The 16,252-nt window shown below is 55.5% G+C and carries 15 protein-coding genes; 4 read left to right on the top strand and 11 right to left on the bottom strand.

Features of this window, described 5'->3' with window-relative positions; translation table 11 throughout:
• Positions 1 to 10: 10 nt before the first annotated feature.
• Both HFD94_RS10735 and HFD94_RS10730 read right to left on the bottom strand, forming a co-directional pair.
• Positions 11 to 1,795: a GMC family oxidoreductase gene (locus HFD94_RS10735; protein ID WP_010672042.1), complete on the bottom strand. Its 1,785-nt coding sequence runs from the start codon at positions 1,793 to 1,795 to the stop codon at positions 11 to 13.
• Positions 1,796 to 1,797: 2 nt separating this feature from the next.
• Complete coding sequence (locus HFD94_RS10730) at positions 1,798 to 2,532, bottom strand: gluconate 2-dehydrogenase subunit 3 family protein (RefSeq protein WP_033787533.1); 735 nt, start codon at positions 2,530 to 2,532, stop codon at positions 1,798 to 1,800.
• A 276-nt stretch (positions 2,533 to 2,808) separates the two neighbouring features.
• On the opposite strand from HFD94_RS10730, the gene sbmA reads away from it, so the two are divergent.
• The 3 genes from sbmA to HFD94_RS10715 all read left to right on the top strand — a co-directional run bounded on the left by sbmA (position 2,809) and on the right by HFD94_RS10715 (position 4,937).
• Complete coding sequence (gene sbmA / locus HFD94_RS10725) at positions 2,809 to 4,050, top strand: peptide antibiotic transporter SbmA (protein ID WP_010672044.1); 1,242 nt, start codon at positions 2,809 to 2,811, stop codon at positions 4,048 to 4,050.
• A gap of 234 nt (positions 4,051 to 4,284) precedes the next feature.
• Complete coding sequence (locus HFD94_RS10720; protein ID WP_010672045.1) at positions 4,285 to 4,638, top strand: type II toxin-antitoxin system RelE/ParE family toxin; 354 nt, start codon at positions 4,285 to 4,287, stop codon at positions 4,636 to 4,638.
• Positions 4,638 to 4,937, top strand: a complete 300-nt coding sequence (locus tag HFD94_RS10715) for a helix-turn-helix domain-containing protein (RefSeq protein WP_010252120.1) — start codon at positions 4,638 to 4,640, stop codon at positions 4,935 to 4,937. Before HFD94_RS10720 ends, HFD94_RS10715 begins: the two co-directional genes overlap by 1 nt.
• 121 nt (positions 4,938 to 5,058) lie before the next feature.
• On the opposite strand, the gene HFD94_RS10710 is transcribed toward HFD94_RS10715, so the two are convergent.
• From HFD94_RS10710 to HFD94_RS10700, 3 genes are all read right to left on the bottom strand, one after another.
• Positions 5,059 to 6,111 (bottom strand): YncE family protein, encoded by a 1,053-nt coding sequence (locus HFD94_RS10710; RefSeq protein WP_167433129.1) that lies wholly within the window; start codon positions 6,109 to 6,111, stop codon positions 5,059 to 5,061.
• A 202-nt stretch (positions 6,112 to 6,313) separates the two neighbouring features.
• A complete protein-coding gene (locus tag HFD94_RS10705) occupies positions 6,314 to 6,523 on the bottom strand; it encodes a DUF1471 domain-containing protein (RefSeq protein WP_009092571.1) in 210 nt (69 codons plus the stop codon).
• 212 nt (positions 6,524 to 6,735) lie between these two features.
• Complete coding sequence (locus HFD94_RS10700; RefSeq protein ID WP_010252123.1) at positions 6,736 to 7,923, bottom strand: MFS transporter; 1,188 nt, start codon at positions 7,921 to 7,923, stop codon at positions 6,736 to 6,738.
• Between the two features lie 104 nt (positions 7,924 to 8,027).
• Here HFD94_RS10700 and HFD94_RS10695 point away from each other — a divergent pair, with 104 nt between their 5' ends.
• Complete coding sequence (locus HFD94_RS10695; RefSeq protein ID WP_033770846.1) at positions 8,028 to 8,993, top strand: AraC family transcriptional regulator; 966 nt, start codon at positions 8,028 to 8,030, stop codon at positions 8,991 to 8,993.
• A gap of 22 nt (positions 8,994 to 9,015) precedes the next feature.
• Here the strand turns inward: HFD94_RS10695 and HFD94_RS10690 are convergent, their stop codons facing one another.
• From HFD94_RS10690 to gltP, 6 genes are all read right to left on the bottom strand, one after another.
• Complete coding sequence (locus HFD94_RS10690) at positions 9,016 to 10,560, bottom strand: PAS domain-containing methyl-accepting chemotaxis protein (protein WP_010252127.1); 1,545 nt, start codon at positions 10,558 to 10,560, stop codon at positions 9,016 to 9,018.
• A 228-nt stretch (positions 10,561 to 10,788) separates the two neighbouring features.
• Positions 10,789 to 12,243, bottom strand: coding sequence for a PTS N-acetylmuramic acid transporter subunit IIBC (gene murP, locus HFD94_RS10685; protein WP_122889191.1), 1,455 nt, complete (start codon positions 12,241 to 12,243; stop codon positions 10,789 to 10,791).
• Positions 12,243 to 13,154: an N-acetylmuramic acid 6-phosphate etherase gene (gene murQ, locus HFD94_RS10680; RefSeq protein WP_122889190.1), complete on the bottom strand. Its 912-nt coding sequence runs from the start codon at positions 13,152 to 13,154 to the stop codon at positions 12,243 to 12,245. Before murQ ends, murP begins: the two co-directional genes overlap by 1 nt.
• Before the next feature lie 722 nt (positions 13,155 to 13,876).
• Positions 13,877 to 14,251, bottom strand: coding sequence for a helix-turn-helix domain-containing protein (locus HFD94_RS10675; protein WP_033780420.1), 375 nt, complete (start codon positions 14,249 to 14,251; stop codon positions 13,877 to 13,879).
• 119 nt (positions 14,252 to 14,370) lie between these two features.
• Positions 14,371 to 14,646: a type II toxin-antitoxin system RelE/ParE family toxin gene (locus HFD94_RS10670; protein ID WP_010252139.1), complete on the bottom strand. Its 276-nt coding sequence runs from the start codon at positions 14,644 to 14,646 to the stop codon at positions 14,371 to 14,373.
• A gap of 217 nt (positions 14,647 to 14,863) precedes the next feature.
• Positions 14,864 to 16,165, bottom strand: a complete 1,302-nt coding sequence (gltP, locus tag HFD94_RS10665) for a glutamate/aspartate:proton symporter GltP (RefSeq protein WP_010252141.1) — start codon at positions 16,163 to 16,165, stop codon at positions 14,864 to 14,866.
• Between the last annotated feature and the right edge of the window lie 87 nt (positions 16,166 to 16,252).

The following is a 16,252-nucleotide window of genomic DNA, read 5'->3' as shown; positions in this document are numbered from 1 at the left end:
CGCCATGTCCTTATGCCTGCACCAGTGGGCCTGGGTTTTTCAGGTAGTGTTCGCGAATCGCTTTAGCTGACCAGTAGGTCAGCGCCGCCACCATGCCGGTCGGGTTGTAGCCCAGTCCCTGCGGGAAAGCTGATGCGCCCGGTACAAACACATTCGGTACGTCCCAGCTTTGCAGATAACGGTTAACCGCACTGGTTTTTGGATCGTCGCCCATGATCGCCCCGCCACTGATGTGGGTAGTCTGATAAACCGTGGAGTCGAAATGGGTGCCCGGCTTTTTCGCGCCGCCGATGATCATCTTCGGATTCATCGCTTCCGCGATATTGCGCATCTTGCCGACCATGAACTGCGCCATTTTGATGTCGTTATCCTGCCAGTCAAAGGTCATGCGCAGCAGCGGCTGTCCATAGGCATCTTTGTAGTTGGGATCGAGATCAAGGTAGTTGGCGCGATAAGACTGGTGGGCGCCGTGCGCATCCATCGACAGATGATGGGTGTAGGTATCCGCCACCGCCGCTTTCCATTTGCTGCCCCAGTTGGGCGTACCCGCCGGCACCGGCAGGCCGGAGATCGGTTTGGTGCCCGCCTGGTTAACCCAGAATGGTGAACCACCAACAAAGCCCAGCGGCCCGTGGTCGAAGTTATCCGCGTTGAAATCATCAACCGCAACGCCTGCGCCACCCGCACCGATAAACGGATTAGTGGTGGTGTTCTTATCAAACAGCGCCTTCAGCGTAGAGAGGTTCTGATAGGCGAAGTTGCGACCTACGGTCCCTTCGTTGGTAATCGGGTTGTAGGGTTTGCCGATGCCCGACAGCAGCATCAGGTGAACATTGTGGAACTGGAAGGCGGAGAGGATCACCAGGTCAGCGGGCTGAATCTGCTCGCGGCCCTGCCCATCCACATAGGTCACGCCGGTCGCACGCGTTTTGTCATCGCTGAGATTGACCCGCAGCACATAAGAGTTATTGCGCAGCTCAAACTTCGGCTCCTGACGCAGCGCAGGCAGGATATTGACGTTAGGCGACGCCTTGGAATACATGTAGCAGGCGTAGCCGCTGCAGTAACCGCAGAAGTTGCACGGCCCCATCTGTGCGCCGTAGGTGTTGGTATACGGACCCGAGGTATTGGCGGACGGCAGATCGTAAGGGTGATAGCCGACCGACTCTGCCGCCTGAGCAAACAGCTGCGCCGAGTAAGTGCGCTTCTGCGCGGGCAGCGGAAAGTTATCTGAGCGATCGGGTGCAAACGGGTTGCCGCCTGTATCTTTGCCGACCACTTTGCCTTTGATACTCCAGGCGCTGCCTGAGGTGCCAAAAACTTTTTCCGCTTTGTCGAAGAACGGCTCCAGCTCATCGTAGCTGACGCCAAAATCCTGAATCGTCATGCCTTCCGGAATGAAGTTCTTGCCGTAGCGCTCTTCGTAATGGCTGCGCATCCGCAACTCAACCGGATCGACACGGAAATGGACGCCGGACCAGTGAAGACCCGCGCCACCGGTGCCGGTGCCGGGCAGAAAAGCCGCCAGCTGACGATAGGGCACTGCGGTCTGCGACGCATCATGACGAATGGTCACGGTGCTTTTGGAGAGATCCTGGAAAAGCTTTTTGCGGACGTTATAGGTCAGCTCATCAATGGACTGCGGATAGGAGCCATCAGGATAGGTATCACGATGCGGTCCGCGCTCCAGCGCCAGCACGTTCAGGCCCGCTTCGGTCAGCTCTTTCGCCATAATGGCACCCGCCCAGCCGAAGCCGACAATAACCGCATCCACTTTTTTCATTTCGTTTGCCATGCTTAGCTTCTCTCCCCGCGAATCGACACTGACGGGAACGGATAACGTTCGCCGCGCTCTACCCAGTCCATAAAGTCGGCGCGTGCGCCAGGGAAGTTAATCAGCTTCCAGCCGACCATGCCCTGATTCCCGCCGTGTATAGGATCGCTGAAGAAGCCTTCACGGGTATTCTGCAACAGGAAGCTAAAGAAGACTTTTGCCGGCAGCTGGCTGAATTCAGCACTGCCACTTTCCATCGCCTGCAGTAAGGCATCCTGCTGCTCGCCACTGAGCTGGGCGAACACCTTGCCGTGCTGCTTTTTGCTGTAATTATCGGCATCGGCCAGACCGAGGCGGTAGATCTGCTGTGGCACCAGCGGCAGCTGATAGCCCAGCTCTTTCGGCAGGTCGGGGTTAAACGGCCCCTGCATATACCAGTTCGACCCCGTGGCATACGGCGTATTCATCTGACGATCGATAAACTCAGGCACGCCCGCTTCCAGCGCACCAGGCCCGCGTTCATCGCTGGGGATAAGCCGTGCCACGGCGGCGGTAATAAAAGCAAACTCTTCGGCGGTGAACCAGTTCGGCTGGTAGTCGCGCGCCTGCTGTGGCGTGGCCGGGGTTTCAGCCGCCTGTGTGGCCAGCGGCAGGGAGAGTGCACCCATCGCTGTGGAACCTACCGCCATTGCAGGCGCCAGGGTGATTGTCTTCAGCAAAAAATCCCTGCGTGAATGACCCTTTTTTTGTTCTGACATGACATTGCCTCATTCCCGCGCTGACCGGCGGTATGAAAAAAATAGGTGGTTGCGTTGTAATGGTTTTTATCAGCAGATACAGGCCAGGAGCCTGTTTGTTACCGGTAACAAACAACCTATTGTAACACTGCCATTCACAAAGATTTAGTTCCAGGAAACAAAACCGCACAATTTCATTAACATCTATCCCCCTCCTGTCATTAGCAGAAACAACAGACTACAGACAGCGACCCGTCAAAAACGTTATAACAGGCAACACACAACAGCGGAGTGCCTATGTTTAAGTCTTTTTTTCCGCGGCCAGCGCTGTTTTTCAGCTCTGCGGCTGTCTGGAGCTTAGTAGCGATTTTTGCCTGGTTCGGCTTTGCCGCGCATCTGCCCGGCATCTGGCCCACCTTTGAAACAGCAATGAAACAGCCCCTGCCGACGACGGCAGCGCGTTTTATCGCCGTGAGTCAGCTCTGGTTCTACCTCTATTACTGGATCATGGTAGCCATTTTTGCCGGGGCCTGGCGGTTGATTGATGCGCATCCATGGCAACGCTGGTCAGTCTGGGGCTCCGCGCTGATCATCTTTGTGACCTGGTTTGGCGTGCAGGTCGGAGTGGCCATTAACGCCTGGTATGGACCGTTTTATGATCTGATTCAGAAAGCGTTAACCAAAGCGGGATCGGTGCAGATTGCGGAGTTTTACCATGAGGTTTTCTCTTTTCTCGGCATCGCATTAATCGCAGTGGTGATTGGCGTACTCAACTCCTTCTTTATCAGCCACTGGGTTTTCCGCTGGCGTAGCGCCATGAATAACTACTACATGCACAACTGGCAGCGTCTGCGTCATGTCGAAGGTGCCGCACAGCGTGTGCAGGAAGACACCATGCGGTTTGCGACCACGCTGGAAAACTGGGGTGTCAGTTTTATTCAGGCGATTATGACGCTGGTGGCGTTTTTACCGGTGCTGGTCGCGCTCTCCCATCACGTGAAAGATATTCCCATCCTCGGCAATATTCCTTACGCACTGGTGATTGCCGCTGTGCTCTGGTCAGTGTTTGGTACTGGCTTGCTGGCGCTGGTAGGGATTAAGCTGCCGGGGCTGGAGTTCCGCAATCAGCGGGTTGAAGCCGCCTACCGTAAAGAACTGGTCTACGGCGAAGACAATGCCGATCGTGCCACACCGCAGACGGTTCAGGAGTTGTTCAGTCGGGTGCGGGTTAACTACTTCCGTCTCTACTTTCACTATCTCTACTTCAACATCACCCGCATTCTCTATCTGCAGGTTGATAACGTGTTTGGTCTGTTCCTGCTGTTTCCATCCATTGTGGCGGGCACCATCACGCTGGGCTTACTCAACCAGATCACCAACGTGTTTGATCAGGTGCGCGGCTCGTTCCAGTATCTGATCGCCTCCTGGTCGACGCTGATCGAACTGATGTCGATCTATAAGCGTCTGCGCAGCTTTGAACAGATTCTGGATGATGTTCCGCACGATGAGATGATGCGCGAAGCGTCGGAAGAGGTGTAACTACTTAAGTATGGCGGCACGGGTCGATTTCCACCCCACTCTCCTCAGCCACGGATCATCCCGCAAAGAACCTGCAGGACTCCTGTAACAGCAGAGATGTGCTGCTCCTGGCCCGCGAAAGCGGGCTTTTTTAATGCTTAAATCAGCCGTCATGCGTGTTCTCTGGCTTGAATTTATAAGCTGTAGCTTATAATCTGTACCCTGTATGACGGAATATATACAAGGAAGTATGTCATGTGGACCGTACTCCTGAGCCCGCGCTTTGAAAGCTGGCTAAGTGAGCAGGAAGAAGCCCTGCAGGAAAAAATGTTAGCGGATCTGGGAAAGTTAAAAGTATACGGCCCTGATTTGCCTCGCCCTTATGCTGATACTCTCAAGGGCTCGCAGTACAGGAATATGAAAGAACTCCGCGTACAGTTTTCAGGAAAGCCAATTCGGGCATTTTATGCATTTGACCCTGTCCGCCAGGCTATTGTGTTATGTGCCGGAGATAAGAGTCATGACAAACGTTTTTATATCCGAATGATACGCATCGCTGACGATGAATTTTCAGCCTGGCTGGCTGAACAGGAGAAGGGAAATAATTAATGAGAACCCTGGATGATGTTATCGCCGACTTCTCCCCTGAGAGTCAGGCGCGAATCAAAAAAATGTCTGATGAAATGATTCTGGAAGTCGGGCTTCAGATGATTCGCGAAGAGCTTCAGTTATCACAAAAGACGCTCGCCGAGGCCATGGGCGTGCGTCAGCCTGCCGTTGCTCAGATTGAGCAACGCGGAAATGAGATTAAGGTTGCCACGCTGAAACGCTATGTCGAAGCAATGGGCGGAAAACTCAGTCTTGATGTGGAACTTCCGACCGGAAAAAGAGTGGCCTTTCGCATCTGAACCCTCAAAACGGCGAAAGCGATTCTGTTTAAATAAAAAGCCACTCGTCAGAGTGGCTTTCTCGTTTACAAAGACCGGATGTAAAACAGCTTCAACACAGCAGTGCCCGGGACGTCACGCCTTACAGTGCAATACGCATCACGCTGTCAGGATTTTTTGGCGGCGCCTTACGCGAGCCAGGTTGTTTCACGCTGACATAAAGCACCTTGCCGTCTGCCGAGAGTGCCAGACTGTTAGGCAGCGCCGGGGTTTTCACCGTGCGCTTCACCTTATAGCTGCTGGCGTCGATGATGCTGACTTCACCCGCTTTACGATGCGTGACATAAAGCTCATCGCGCTCACCATTAAACAGCACCGCCAGCGATTCCGGCACATCAATCCGCTGAATCACCTGCTGATTACGCAGATCAACCACCAGCACCTGCGCCTGCTTTGAATCCGTCAGGAAGGCGCGCTGACCGCGCGTATCCAGCGCGATGTTCAGGAAGAAGTGCTCTTTATCTCCGTCAATCTTCTGCTTTTTCTCAATGGCATTGGTGCGCGCATTGATCGTCACCAGTTCACCATCACCGTTGGTGACGTAGACCTTCTGCACGTCTGAATCTACCGCCAGGCCGGTGCCCATTTTACCGGTATTCGGGATGGTACTGACAAGCTTCAGCGTGCTGCCATCCACCACCCAGACCACGCTTTGCGGTCCCAGGCCAGTGATATAAACCCGGTTAGTTTTAGCATCAACCGCCACCTGACGCGGCTGCAATGGGCGCACTGTCTCACTGCGCTTACGGCTATCCAGCACCAGCGTGTTGAGCACTTTGCCGCTGCTGGCGTCAATGGCCGTAACCGAGCCGTTTACGGTGTTGCCGATGTAGAGCACGTTGGTTTGCGGGTTGATCGCCGCGCCGAACGATTTCAGCTCCGTGTTGATCGACTGCTGTACCGCCAGCGTCGCCGGGTCGAGACGGAAAACTGTGCCGCCGTCACCGCTGCTGTTCTGCGCTGTCGCCACGAACAGCGCGTTATCTTTCGGGCTGACTGCCAGTTCATAGACGCCTTTACCCACGGCCTGATTGAGATCTTCAGCCTGCACCGCCAGCCATCCTGAGGCAGAGAACAGGGCCGTAGCCAGTAACAGCGGACGCAGGGTCCGGCACGTATTGGTAATCGCTTTCATAACTTCTCCATAGTTAATCCACTGCAGACGCAGTGAAAAGAAAGCCCGACATTGCAACCAGAAACAGCTGACCAGCAGTCAGATGCAGAATTGTTTTTGAGAATAATAATTATTTCGGGGGGAAAGGAACAGGATTATTAGCGGATAAACGCCGCCAGGACGCCCAAAGGCGTCCTGTCAGCACAAGAGGGTAAAACTTAACTTATTTCAGCAGCTCAGCGGTCATGTGAACGCCGTTGTTGGTGTAAGCTTCAGTGATCTTATATGAAGCACCAGCTTCCTGAGCCTGCGCAGCGATTTTCGCTTCAGCACCATCAAGCGTAGAGTCGATGGCGGTCACAGATTGGGCGAAGCTGGCGAATGGCAGAACAGAAAGCGCGATAACAGCTGCAAAAGTTTTGATAGATTTCATGGTCAATTCCTCGGTTAATTTTTATCAGGTAAGGCGTTCTGCCTTGTTGATAGATATATTAGTCCGGAAGTTGATCAGTAAAAAGCGGAGGGTTTTGCTTAACTCGTTCAGTAAAATTGATGATAAAAAGCACATTTCGCACAGTTATCACTCAAAAGGTTAATAATCTACCCCCATAAAAAAAGGCAGCATATATTGCTGCCCTTGAGGATTTAACCGTGATGTCGTACCCGGGTGAAGATGGTCAGCGCGGCCAGCAGCATCAGCACTCCGCTGGCAACGAACACACCGCCTGCGCCGCGCAGGTCAAACATCCAGCCGCCCGCCGCCGCGCCGACAGTAATCGCCAGCTGGATGGTGGCAACCAGTAAACCGCCGCCTGACTCCGCATCATCCGGCACCGCGCGCGAAATCCAGGTTGACCAGCCGGTTGGCATCGAACCAAACGCCATACCCCAGATCGCCACGCCTGCACCTACCATCCAGCTGACATCGCCAAAGCTCACCAGCAGCAGCGCGGTGACACTCATCAACAGCGCCATGCCACTCAGGGTCAGTGATACGCTGCGGGTGACCAGGAAACCGGCCAGCGAGGTGCCAAAGAAGTTCGCCACACCAAAGGCCAGCAGCACCAGCGACAGCTGATTAAGGTTGAGCTGCGCAACGCTTTCCAGAAATGGACGCAGATAGGTGAAGAAGGCGAAGTGACCGGTAAACATCATGATTACCGCCAGCATTCCCCAGCGCATCACACCAATACGCAGCAGCGCCAGCACCCCGCCGTTGCGGGCTTTGTTCTCTGCCGGCATGGCGGGCAGGGTAAAGAACTGCCACAGCAGCGCCACCGCACCCAGTCCGGCAGTCAGCATAAAGATGTTGCGCCAGCCCACCAGTCCGCCGAGATAGCTGCCCAGTGGCGTAGCGATAATCGTCGCCAGCGAGATACCGCTGAAGACGATAGAGAGCGCACGCGGCACCTGATCGGTGGGAACCAGGCGCATGGTGATGGCGGTTGAGAGTGTCCAGAAGCCGCCAATGGCCATACCCAGCAGCACCCGCGCCAGCAGGATCACCGTCAGGTCAGCCGCAAACGCCACCATCAGTGCCGAAGCGATCAGCAACAACGAAAAGACCAGCATGACGATGCGGCGGTCGATGCGCCGCGTGACGCTGCCGGTGACCAGACTGGTAAACAGCGCCACCAGCGCGGTGATGGTGACGGTCTGTCCCGCCTGGCCTTCGGATACGCCCAGGCTGTGAGCCATCGGCGTCAGCAGACTCACGGGTAAAAATTCGGCGGTGATGAGGCTGAACACCCCAAATGCCATAGCAAATACCGCGCCCCACGCGGGACGGGTCGGCGAGGAAACCTCATCAGCCACTTCGGTTGTCAGACTCATGCTGCTTCTCCGGAAGATAAAAAAGTGAGTGTGAGCATAGAACGCCGTGTCAGGACGATCTATGATGCTTACACCTTCATTTTTGATAATTCGTCTGGAATCACATGAGCCACTATGGAGATCTGACCAGCGAGCTGCTGATGGGGATGCGCCTCTATGGCGTGAACTATCAGCGTATCGCAGTGAGCGCGCCGTTCGGGCTGCGTTATGATCACGCGCCGGGCCGGGCGCAGTTCCACTTTGTCGGACGCGGCTCACTGATGGTGCGCAGCGCCTCCGGCGAGGTGTTTCAGCTCAACAGCGGCGATGCGCTGCTGGTGCCGCACGGCAAACCCCACAGCCTGATCTCCAGTGAGGAGGCGAGCTGCCAGTGTATTAAGAACATGGCGAGCAAGCCGCTCTGCGACAGCGTCTGCGCCATTGCAGCCCCGGAAGATGCCTGTGATGACGAGCACAGCGTGCTGCTGTTCAGCGCCTGCATGGCGTTTGAGCTCGGCGGCATGCAGCCGCTGATCAATACCATGCCCGATGTGATGCTGGTGAGTACTCTGCTGTCGCAATACCCGGAGATTCAGCCGATTCTGGCGGCGATGGAGCGGGAGTCGCTCACCCGCCAGGCGGGATTCGCCGGTATTCTGTCGCGTCTGGCAGACGTGGTTGCCGCGCTGATTGTGCGCGGCTGGGTAGAAAACGGCTGCGGCGAGCGCAGTGGGCTGGTGCAGGCGATGCGCGATCCACGTCTGAGTCAGGCGATTGCTGCGATGCATCGGGAGCCAGGCGAAAACTGGACGGTGGCGCGGCTGGCCAGCGTGGCAGGCTGTTCGCGCTCAGTGTTTGCCGGACGGTTTCTCAATGCCACCGGCATGACGCCGCTGCGCTATCTGACGGAGTTGCGGATGCGGCTGGCGGTGCAGCGGATTGTGAACAACGGTGAAGCGGTGGAAGCCGTGGCTTATCATCTCGGCTACGGCTCGATTGCGGCATTCAGTCGCGCCTTTAAACGGATTGTCGGTCAGTCACCAGGCGCACTGCGTGCCGGACGCGACGGCACGCAGGCGCTGGCCTCTTAACCGGGCCGCTGAATCTCTTCTCTTAACGAAAGACGCTGATCGCTTCGACCAGACGGTTAGCCTGATGGGTCATTCGACCTGAAGCCTCGGCGCTTTCTGTCACGCGGGCGGCATTCTGGTGGGTGATATCATCAAGATCTTCCACCGCTGAACTGACTTCGCTGAGCGCGGTCGCCTGTTCGGCCGTGGCGGCGCTGATCTGGGCGATCAGTGCGGTGACATTCTGCACCTGCGACACGATATCCTGCATCGTGCGGCCTGCCGCGCTGGCGTGCTCATTGCCCGAGTTGACCCGGCTGGCGCTGGTTTCAACCAGCATTTTGATTTCGCTCGCGGCTTTGGCGCTGCGCTGCGCCAGGCTGCGCACTTCTCCGGCGACCACCGCAAAGCCTTTGCCCTGCTCACCGGCCCGCGCTGCTTCCACGGCGGCGTTCAGTGCCAGGATATTGGTCTGGAACGCAATCCCGTCGATGACGCTGGTAATATTGGCAATCCGCTTTGAACTGTCAGCAATTTCGCCCATCATGCCCATCATTTCGGTCATCACCTCGCCGCCTTTGCTGGCAGCGTGGCTGGTGCCGGCTGAGAGGGTATTCGCCTCATGCGCAGTTTCAGTGTTGCTCTTCACCGTGGCGGTCATTTCGTTCATGGTGGCCGCAGTCTGCTGCACGTTGGCAGCCGCCTGTTCGGTACGGCGGCTGAGTTCGTTGTTGCTGCGGGCGATGGCGTCGCTGGCGCTCAGCACATTGATCGCCTGGCCGCTGACGTCATCCACCAGCCAGCGGAACATCAATCCGAGCTGACCGATGGCGCGCAGCGTCACACCCACCTCATCAACGCGGTCCATCTGCTCCACTTTATGGCTGGCACCGGTTGCCACGCTCAGCGCCTGTTTGCACATCCGCTCAATAGGGCGTGAAATCTGCTGCTCCAGCCACAGGCTACAGAGCAGAAGCAGCGCAGCCATTCCCGCGGTAAAGCCTGCCAGTGCCGCGGGCGTCATGCCCAGCGCCCAGACGCCTGCCACCGAGAGGGGCAGTAACGTCAGCAGCGTTGTGCGGATCCGCCAGCGAAGGGGCAGCGTCTTCAGGATTGAGGCGGGACGACGCCAGCCGCTGCGAACCAGCAGGCCTTTGTGAAAACGTCGCCCTCTGGCGCGGCCTTCACGAAAATCCTGATAGAGCACCTCAGTCTGACGCACTTCCTCTGCCGTGGGTTTGGTGCGCACCGACATGTAGCCCTGCACTTTACCGTCGCGTACTACCGGAATGGCGTTGGCCCGCACCCAGTAGTGATCGCCATTTTTACGGCGGTTCTTGACCAGTGCCGTCCAGGGTTCACCCTGTTTCAGCGTCGCCCACATGTCGGCAAACGCTTCTGATGGCATATCGGGGTGACGTACCATGTTATGCGGCTGGCCGTTGATCTCGTCGGCGGTGAATCCGCTCGCCTCGATAAACGCGTCGTTAGCGTAGGTGATGTGGCTGTTAAGATCGGTGGTCGACATCAGTGTCGCATTATCGTCGAACAGATATTCACGCTGAGAGACAGGCTGGTTGTTACGCATCAAAAGTCCTTGGAGACCCGACGTCCTGCACGCGACGGTCTGAGTGTCGGCATGAAAACTGTGGGCTGAGAGATAACGATTACCTTTTTTTATGTTTTCGGCATGCTTCTGCCTACTCTTTAGCGTTTAAGTTAAATTAGTGGCAATAATAAAGCCGCTTTGTAGCGGCTTTCACATTTTTGGTTGATTATCCATCCGTTAGCCGGACTGGATAATTCCGGCAGCGGGTCAGCTGAGGTCGACATTACGGGTGCCAAACCACCAGGTGAGCAGGAATCCGCCGATCCAGGCCACCATCAGCCCGGCCAGATAGACCGCCATGCCAGCGAAGATCCCCTGGCTGGAGGTCATCAGTGGCAGCGTGACCAGGCCGGAGGGTCCGAATACCGTGTTCATCCCGACCGGTAAACCCAGCCACGCTACCAGCCCGATAAAGAACCCGCCCAGCGCACCGCCGCCACAGGCGGTGATAAAGGGCTTGAGGCGCGGCAAGGTGACGCCGTAGATCAGTGGTTCACCGACGCCAAGCAGCCCCGGCACGATAGCGCCTTTGATCTGCGCCCGCAGCAGCGCCCCTTTTTCTGCTTTGCACCACAATGCCAGTGATGCGCCGACCTGGCCTGCTCCCGCCATCGCCAGAATCGGGAAGAGCGAGTTAAAACCCTGGGTTTCCATCAGCGCAAAGTAGACCGGAATAAAGCCCTGATGGATGCCGAACATCACCGCGATCAGGAACAGCCCGGCCAGCAGCGCACAGCCAAAGGGATTGTTATTGAGATGGATAAACAGCCACGACATCCCTTTAAACAGTTCGCCGCCCAGCGGCATGATCAACAGATAGGTGATGGCGCCGGTGATCACCAGCGTAAACAACGAGGTGAGGATCATATCGAGATTGTCGGGAATGATTTTACGCAGCTGTTTTTCAATCCAGGCCCCGATAATCGCCGCCATCAGCACGCCAATAATGTTGCCGCGCGGGTCGATCGCCAGGCCAAAGAAGTTTTCCATGCCGCTGTAGTAGCCGGTGGTAGCCGTGGGCACATAGCCGAGCACAAACAGCGAGGCGATGATTGCGCCATTGACGCCGCTGCCGCCAAACGCTTTTTGCGCGTTGTAGCCAATCAGGATGCTGAGAAAAGTGAACAGCCCTTTACCGAAGACTTTCATGTACGCCACGGTATGCAGCAGCCAGGGCGCGTGGTCACCGGGTGCAGTGAGGTGGAGACTCTGTTCAATCAGCGTGGCAAATCCCAGCAGCAGCCCCGCGCCGATAAAGCCCGGAATCAGCGGAGTGAAGATGGTGGCGAAGCGCGACAGGAACTGATGCACGCCGCTGGTCTGTTTCGCCTTTAGCTGCTGCTTCTGCTGCGCCGCAAGCAGGCTTAGTTCCGCTGTTTGGCCCTGCGGTGCAAGCGCGGTATCACCCTGAGCCAGCAGGTTCTGCATCCCTTCGGCGGCGGTTTGCGCCTTGCCAGGTCCCAGCACAATCTGTAACTGTGCCTCGCTGTCGATAACGCCTAAGACGCCCGGCAGGCTTTTTAACCTTGCCAGATCACTCTCTCCCGGTTGATTGAGCGTCAGGCGGAGCCGCGTCATGCAGTGACCACAGGCCGCGATATTTTGCGCGCCACCGACCGCCTGCAGGATGTCGCGCAACAGTGCCTCGGTGATTCTGGCCATTAGCGTGCTCCCGCTGCCTGTAAAGCCTGACGGATAAAGCCCTGATGCTGACTGAGCAGCGCTTTCGCCTCATCAGCAGCCAGGTCAGCCAGTACCATCAGGATGGCGGTTTTGCAGTGTCCGCCACAGGCGGTGAGCGCGGCGCTGGCCGTCGCCTCACCACAGTCAGTGGCCTGCATGACGATGTTAACCTGACGCTGTACCAGTTTCTGATTGGTGGCTTCCACATCGACCATCAGGTTGCCGTACACTTTTCCGCTGCGGATCATCGACCCGGTAGTGAGCATGTTGAGCACCAGTTTTTGCGCCGTGCCCGCTTTCATACGGGAAGACCCGGTGACCACTTCGGGGCCGACCACCGGCGTGAGCGCAATCGCGGCAACCTGCGACATGGCGCTGCCTGGATTACAGGTGAGCGATACAGTGGTTGCGCCAAGTTCGTTCGCGTATGCCAGCGCGCCCAGTACGTAGGGTGTGCGACCGCTGGCGGCGATGCCAACCAGCACATCGTGGCGGCTGAAGTGGATATCTTTCAGATCCTGCGCGCCCTGCTCCCGGTTGTCTTCCGCGTTTTCTACCGCCTGGAGTATGGCGGTATGGCCTCCTGCAATCAGGCCGATAACCTGCTCGCGGGGTGTGCCAAAGGTAGGTGGGCATTCGCTGGCATCCAGTATGCCCAGCCGACCGGAGGTGCCTGCACCGCAATAGATCAGTCGTCCACCGGCTTGGAAGGCGGCGCAGATGGCGTCAACGGCGGCGGCAATCTGCGGCACGATGGCCTCAACCGCCAGCGCTACCTTTTTATCTTCATCATTGATTACGCGCAGCATCGCTTCGGTGGAAAGTTCGTCAATATTCTGGCTGGCCGGGTTGCGGCCTTCGGTGATCATCTGGCTGAGGTCGAGTTTCATGGCGGGCTCCGCAAAGGAATAAATTATTCAAATTACTAACTATCATAACGAATGATTAATTCATTGGGTGAGATCTTTTTTCGATGGATGTGGGGTGAGTCATGTTGCGGGGGATCAGGTTGGGTGAGTGATGAGTATAAGCATTACGACCTGGGTGCGGTGCATGTTAGTGGAATCGCTGGGAGACTGGTGCAGGTCAGAATAGGTTCACCTGATCGTAAAGGCGCATTCGTCATCCATGACGCTCGTCCCACGCCGTCCCTGGCGTGGGACGCTTTACTCTTCAGGTGAACCTTTTCATCCCTCAGGCTTTTTTATGGCTGCTTGAAAAGAGGCTTGAGTCGGACATAAACGTTGAAAAAGGCCTGCTGGAGTAAGATGTCCTTTCCTGGTTTTTGTCCTTCTGACAATCTGTACCCGAGGTGGATGAGAAGGCGGATACCAGCATTGACGGAGTTAAGCGTCCGCCGCATGGACGAGGCGAGTGAACCGGCAGCCAAGACCCCGGGGATGGTTTTACGCCGTCTTTGCGCAGGCAATGCTGGTATCCGACTGAGCGATGCACGTTTTGTTCTTCAGCGACATCCACTGTTTAGTCAGGTATCAGAAAATAGTGATCAATTGCCTGCCTCATAATGGGTTCTGAGGGCACCATTCGACATCGCGAGGGAGCCGCGTCAGCCAATTAAAAACCACCAATCGCAGGTTAAAAGCGCATCCATTTAATCAATATAAAGTTGTGACGTTCTGCAGCCATATAAAGCAGCCAGCTTCTCAAGCGTTTGTTTTTGAGGTTTCTTTCTCGACTCTAACTTCGACACGCCAGCCTGCGTGATGCCAAGTTTATTCGCCACCTCTTCCTGTGACAGGTGACGATGCAAACGCCAGGCAACATGCAAAGGAACAGATTGCCGTCGGCTGATTTTCATTACATCGTGAGGAATCGTTTCATCATCGTCTGGACCCACTTCATAAGGGACAGACTCAAACACATCATCTAAATGACGTTCAGCCATGAGCTTATTAAACAGCTCTATAGGGATGACAGCACCAGTGCGGTTCCCGCGCTCGTCCGTCAGAAACTGTATAGCATTCATGGGTAATCACTCCTTACTGGTACGGCAGGCAACACTGTCTGATCGCCTGCCTGTGCAGCGGAACGCTAAACCCGGCTGCACAGAACTTATTGATGACGCACATTGCTCCTGCCACACTGCTAGCGCTTTTTGTACGTGGTCGATGTTCTTCTTACGACTTCAAGTATATCTATCACTACTGGCTGACCTTTCTCTATCTTCCAGAGTACGCGGTAGTGACCTACTACCAGCTTCATTCGCTTCTGTTTATCATCAGTCAGTTTTTCGACTTTCAGATGGGGAATATCCGGCCATTTAGCCAGCGCCTCTACAGCATCTTCAATAGCGTTACCCTCTTTCTGAGGCAGCCCATAAAGCTGTTTCAATGCCTTTTTCGTCCAGTTAATTTCTGGCATCCGTCAACACTCCATGTTGTCAAAGAACACAGTCAACTCACCGCAACGGAATATAACTATAATCAATCATAATCACAATATCCCTGTCGTATAAACATGGTTTTTGGTTATAAAATTATAACTATTTAATTCTCGGTCAACCTGTATATCTGACATGAAAAATCTCATAAAAAAAGGCCCAACTTTCGTTGAGCCCATTCTTACGTTAATGCCGTGTTCAGCTTGCGGTCTGTGTCCGCAGCTCCAGCTCATACTCTTTCGCCTTTTCGACGTCGAACTGGTTTTCCCAGCGGGCAATCACCAGCACCGCCAGCGCATTACCAACCACGTTCAGCGCGGTACGCGCCATATCCATGATGCGGTCAACACCGGCGATAAACGCCAGACCTTCCAGAGGAATGCCGACGCTGCCCAGCGTGGCCAGCAGCACCACGAAGGAGACGCCTGGCACGCCAGCGATACCTTTCGAGGTCACCATCAGCGTTATTACCAGCACAATCTCGTCGGTCAGCGACAGGTCAATGCCATACAGCTGCGCAATAAAGATCGCCGCGATACTCTGATAAAGCGTTGAACCATCCAGATTAAACGAGTAACCGGTCGGCACCACGAAGCTGGTGATCGCTTTCGGCGCGCCGTAGGCTTCCATCTTCTCCATGATACGCGGCAGCACCGTTTCCGAGCTGGAAGTGGAGTAAGAGAGAATCAGCTCATCCTTCAGGATACGCATCAGCGTGGTAATCCGCAGCTTACAGAAGCGCGCCACCCCGCCCAGCACCACAAAGGCGAAGAACAGAATTGCCGCGTAAACCAGCAGCACCAGCTTAGCCAGCGGCCAGAGCGAGGCAAAGCCGAAGTTAGCAATCGTCACCGCAATCAGCGCAAACACACCCACCGGGGCATAGCGCATGATCATGTGCGTCACTTTAAACATCGCTTCAGAAATGCCACGGAACAGGTTCACCAGCGGATCGCGCTGTTCTGACGGCAGTGACGACAGGCCTAAGCCAAACAGCACCGAGAAAAAGATAATCGGCAGCATGTCGCCCTTCGCCATTGAGGCGAAAATATTCTGCGGGATCAGCGACAGAATGGTGGTCACCAGGCTGTGCGGACCGCCCTGTACCTCTGCCGTTGTCGCTTCATATTTAGAGATGTCCACCGTTGCCAGCGTTGACATATCAATGCCGGTGCCGGGTTGAAATACGTTGGCCAGCGTAATACCGACCACAATGGCAATGGTGGTGATCACTTCAAAGTAGAGAATCGTTTTGACGCCGATGCGTCCCAGCTTCTTTGCATCACCCACGCCAGCGATGCCGACAATCAGGGATGAAATCACAATCGGTACCACAATCATCTTGATAAGATGAATAAAGATATCGCCTGCCGGGCTGAGAATGTTGGTGACTAACCATTCACGATTGTCTGGCTGATTATGCAACACAGCACCCACAACGATGCCAAGCACCAGGGCTGTCAGAATCTGCCAGGCCAGGCTGATTTTAAAACCTTTCATAACGTGTAATTTCCTCAGTCAAAACCCGTTTCTCTCTACTGCGAAGGTGCAGAAGACAATACACACAGGGAGTGAGCAAAAAGCCCG

It is taken from the genome of Pantoea sp. EKM20T (assembly GCF_011800485.1).
GTDB lineage: Bacteria > Pseudomonadota > Gammaproteobacteria > Enterobacterales > Enterobacteriaceae > Pantoea > Pantoea agglomerans.
Note: the sequence above shows the minus strand (reverse complement) of the source record. Positions and strands in the feature narration are given on the sequence as shown.

What these genes read in the sequence shown, in the direction of transcription:
- HFD94_RS10715 (WP_010252120.1), top strand. Translation starts at nt 4,638, where the DNA reads ATGAGAACCCTGGATGATGTTATCGCCGACTTCTCCCCTGAGAGTCAG.
- HFD94_RS10730 (WP_033787533.1), bottom strand. Translation starts at nt 2,532, where the DNA reads ATGTCAGAACAAAAAAAGGGTCATTCACGCAGGGATTTTTTGCTGAAG.
- HFD94_RS10700 (WP_010252123.1), bottom strand. Translation starts at nt 7,923, where the DNA reads ATGAGTCTGACAACCGAAGTGGCTGATGAGGTTTCCTCGCCGACCCGT.
- murQ (WP_122889190.1), bottom strand. Translation starts at nt 13,154, where the DNA reads ATGAAACTCGACCTCAGCCAGATGATCACCGAAGGCCGCAACCCGGCC.
- HFD94_RS10720 (WP_010672045.1), top strand. Translation starts at nt 4,285, where the DNA reads ATGTGGACCGTACTCCTGAGCCCGCGCTTTGAAAGCTGGCTAAGTGAG.
- HFD94_RS10710 (WP_167433129.1), bottom strand. Translation starts at nt 6,111, where the DNA reads ATGAAAGCGATTACCAATACGTGCCGGACCCTGCGTCCGCTGTTACTG.
- murP (WP_122889191.1), bottom strand. Translation starts at nt 12,243, where the DNA reads ATGGCCAGAATCACCGAGGCACTGTTGCGCGACATCCTGCAGGCGGTC.
- sbmA (WP_010672044.1), top strand. Translation starts at nt 2,809, where the DNA reads ATGTTTAAGTCTTTTTTTCCGCGGCCAGCGCTGTTTTTCAGCTCTGCG.
- gltP (WP_010252141.1), bottom strand. Translation starts at nt 16,165, where the DNA reads ATGAAAGGTTTTAAAATCAGCCTGGCCTGGCAGATTCTGACAGCCCTG.
- HFD94_RS10705 (WP_009092571.1), bottom strand. Translation starts at nt 6,523, where the DNA reads ATGAAATCTATCAAAACTTTTGCAGCTGTTATCGCGCTTTCTGTTCTG.
- HFD94_RS10670 (WP_010252139.1), bottom strand. Translation starts at nt 14,646, where the DNA reads ATGCCAGAAATTAACTGGACGAAAAAGGCATTGAAACAGCTTTATGGG.
- HFD94_RS10735 (WP_010672042.1), bottom strand. Translation starts at nt 1,795, where the DNA reads ATGGCAAACGAAATGAAAAAAGTGGATGCGGTTATTGTCGGCTTCGGC.
- HFD94_RS10675 (WP_033780420.1), bottom strand. Translation starts at nt 14,251, where the DNA reads ATGAATGCTATACAGTTTCTGACGGACGAGCGCGGGAACCGCACTGGT.
- HFD94_RS10690 (WP_010252127.1), bottom strand. Translation starts at nt 10,560, where the DNA reads ATGCGTAACAACCAGCCTGTCTCTCAGCGTGAATATCTGTTCGACGAT.
- HFD94_RS10695 (WP_033770846.1), top strand. Translation starts at nt 8,028, where the DNA reads ATGAGCCACTATGGAGATCTGACCAGCGAGCTGCTGATGGGGATGCGC.